Here is a 2,777-nt window from a genome sequence, read left to right on the forward strand (position 1 = left end):
GGAGCCAGAGACTATCCGCCAGGCCGACCGGCTGCACCGAAAGTGAGTCAGAGCCGAATCGGGACCCCTGATTGGAGTGGGCCCCCTCGGGGCGGACAGATGTCACGCTGCAGTTTTGACCGGTGGCCGGGCGTTCTCCTCTTCGAACTGTGCAGGGCTGCGGTATCCGAGCGCCGAGTGCAGGCGCAGGCGCCGGTCATTGCATTTCTCGATGAAGCGCGGGAGCTGCTCCGCAACGTCGTCGAAGGTCTCGAAGTCCATCGGGTAGACCCCCTCGACCTTGAGGGTCTTCATCAGGCTCTCGGCCATCGCGTTGTCGTAGGGATTGCCGCGACGGCCCATCGAGCCGACGAGGCCGGCGGCTGCGAGCCGGTCGCGGTATGCGAGCGCCGCGTACTGAGACCCGCGATCCGAATGGCGGATGCAGCCCGGCGGCGGATGCCGCGCGCCGATCGCGGCCTCGAGGGCAGCCAGCGTCAGCCGTGCGTCGATCCTGCGGCCGATGGCATAGCCGACGATGCGGCGTGACCAGGCGTCCATGATCAGCGCGGCGTAGACGAAACCCGCAGCAACCGCGACATAGGTGAGATCGGCCACCCAGAGCTGGTTCGGCCGCAGGCGGGGGCGAGTTCGCGCGTCCGATCCGGGAAGATCGGCTGGTCATGGTCGCTGTCGGTGGTGGCGACAAAAGCGTCGGCGCAGCACGGGATGCAGGCCGTGCTCGCGCATCAGCCGCTTGACCTTCTTGTGGTTCACCACCCACCCGACCTGCCGCAGCGCCGCCTGCACCCTCCGCCAGCCATAGGCCTCGAACTCATCCTTGATGGCGTGCATCGCCTCGAGCAGGGTCGTATCGTCGGCGGCAGCGGCAGAATCTGCATGGAAGCTCGACCGCGCGATCCCCATCAGGCGGCATCCTTTGGAGATGGAGAGGCCGTCGGGCCGGCGATCACGCACATACGCTCGCTTCTCGGCAGGCGTCCTTGCCGCAGAGCCCCCTTTAGGAACTCGAGCTCCAGCGCCTGCCGGCCGACCAGCCGCTCGAGCGCAGCGATCCGCGCCTCGTACTCCTGGATCAGGTCGGCCGCCTGCGCGTCCTCGTCGAACTCGCCCGCCTCGTACTTCCCGACCCAGACCCGGATCAGGTTGCGCGAGATGTCGTGGCGCTTCGCCAAGCCGTGCAGCGTCTCGCCTGCCAGGAATTCCCGGGCGATCTGACGCTTGAATTCGATGCTGTGAGATCGGTGCTTCACCATGGCTTCCATCCTTCGAAAGCCCGGCCACCGGTCAATTCACTTCAGCCGATCTGTCCGCCCCGAGGGGCCCACTCCACAAGTACGGCGGCTTCTGACCCTCCCTCTGCGCATAGGGCTTGACGAAGAGAGTCAAGCCAACGTCTCAAGTTCAGCCTCGGGTACCGTCAGCCGCGAGGCGATCAGGAACCCGGTAACGCCGCCGGAAAACTTGCCGAGCAGGAGGGGTAGAATGATCGTGGGCTGGAAGTTTGCGGAGAATGCGAGGTGGTCGCCGAACATAAAGGCAGCGCAGACTGCATAGGCGATGCATAATACCTTGTCCCGCGGCGGCATGTCCTTCACGAGGCGGAACATCGCAAGCACATTCGCCGAGGCGGCGAGAAGACCTGTGGTGCCCGCCGCAGACATGCCGAGCCGTCCGCCCAGCCTCTCCATCGGCTTCTCGAGGAAGTGCTGCAGCAGGTAGACCATGGGAAACGCGCCAGAGAGCATGATCCCGATGTAGCCAGCGATCTCTAACGCCCGGAACTTGTCCCCTTCGTCCGCGATGATGGGAGCGAAGCCCCACCCGCCAAAGGCCCAAGTGAAGAAGCCGGTAAAATACTCAACGATGGAGAAGACGAGGATGAGGGTGATGGCCGCGTAGAGCACCCGGCCGAAAGCTAGGAACAGGCGGATCATCAGCGTGGGGAATATCTTGAGGAAGGTCGCGAGGACCAAGCAGAAGACGATGAGAGGCCCGATGTTGCGGGCCACCCCCGCCATCGTCAGCGCAAGCAAATGCGTCGCCTCGCCCGTCGTAGTGATCTCCGGACGGACGTTGACCTGCATGATGGTCAGCACGAGGCAGGAAACCAGGACGCCTACGGGCACCGCGAGAATGCCGCACATGATTCCCAGCGCCATATACTTGTGATCGGATTTTTCCAGCATCGCGAGGCCGACCGGAATGCTGAAGATGATCGTCGCGCCGGCCATGAAACCGGTGATCGAGGCCATGATCCATCCCTCGGTCGACAACGCGAGCTCCCTGGCGAGCTGATAGCCGCCCATGTCGACGGCGATCACCGAGGTTGCGGCCATGGCGGGATCCGCGCCCACCGTCAGGAAGACGGGTCCGATCGCCATGTCCACGAATCGGGAGAGGTAAGGAACGGCTGCCATGATACCGGCCACGGGAATGATGATATACCCGATGGCGTGAAGTCCTGCCATGAACTCGCGCCCGAGCGAGCTATCGCTGTCGAGGATCGACGCGATGGCACCAATCACCGCGCAGGCCATGATGATGTAGATGGCGAATGTGCCGATATGTGCCACCGGAAAATTCCCCTGTGCAAAGAGACCGCCACGGGCGAGGATGCCCTCGATCACTCGGACGGGCGTGCCACAAGGCCGCCGTCGTCGAGCGCTGACCGGGACGCGGCACGCCACTTCCGGCGGTCGTGTCCCTCCTGCAACCGTGCGCGCCGGCCCAAAAAGTGTTTCGGTGGAGTAGATTGTTTGGACGGTCCGGGGGTG

The 2,777-nt window shown here is 64.2% G+C and carries 4 protein-coding genes; all 4 read right to left on the bottom strand.

Annotated features, from left to right (window positions below; genetic code table 11):
* Positions 1-102: 102 nt before the first annotated feature.
* The 4 genes from Q0112_RS16365 to eutH all read right to left on the bottom strand — a co-directional run bounded on the left by Q0112_RS16365 (position 103) and on the right by eutH (position 2,630).
* Entirely contained in the window at positions 103-618 is a 516-nt protein-coding gene (locus Q0112_RS16365) for an IS3 family transposase (RefSeq protein ID WP_297977054.1), read from the bottom strand.
* Positions 619-660: 42 nt separating this feature from the next.
* Positions 661-906, bottom strand: coding sequence for an IS3 family transposase (locus tag Q0112_RS16370; protein ID WP_297977051.1), 246 nt, complete (start codon positions 904-906; stop codon positions 661-663).
* Entirely contained in the window at positions 906-1,256 is a 351-nt protein-coding gene (locus tag Q0112_RS16375; protein WP_297977052.1) for a transposase, read from the bottom strand. The genes Q0112_RS16370 and Q0112_RS16375 overlap by 1 nt, the downstream gene beginning before the upstream one ends.
* A gap of 129 nt (positions 1,257-1,385) precedes the next feature.
* Positions 1,386-2,630 (bottom strand): ethanolamine utilization protein EutH, encoded by a 1,245-nt coding sequence (gene eutH / locus Q0112_RS16380; RefSeq protein WP_297977053.1) that lies wholly within the window; start codon positions 2,628-2,630, stop codon positions 1,386-1,388.
* Between the last annotated feature and the right edge of the window lie 147 nt (positions 2,631-2,777).

It is taken from the genome of uncultured Amaricoccus sp. (assembly GCF_937858865.1).
In the GTDB taxonomy this organism is placed as follows: Bacteria; Pseudomonadota; Alphaproteobacteria; order Rhodobacterales; family Rhodobacteraceae; genus Amaricoccus.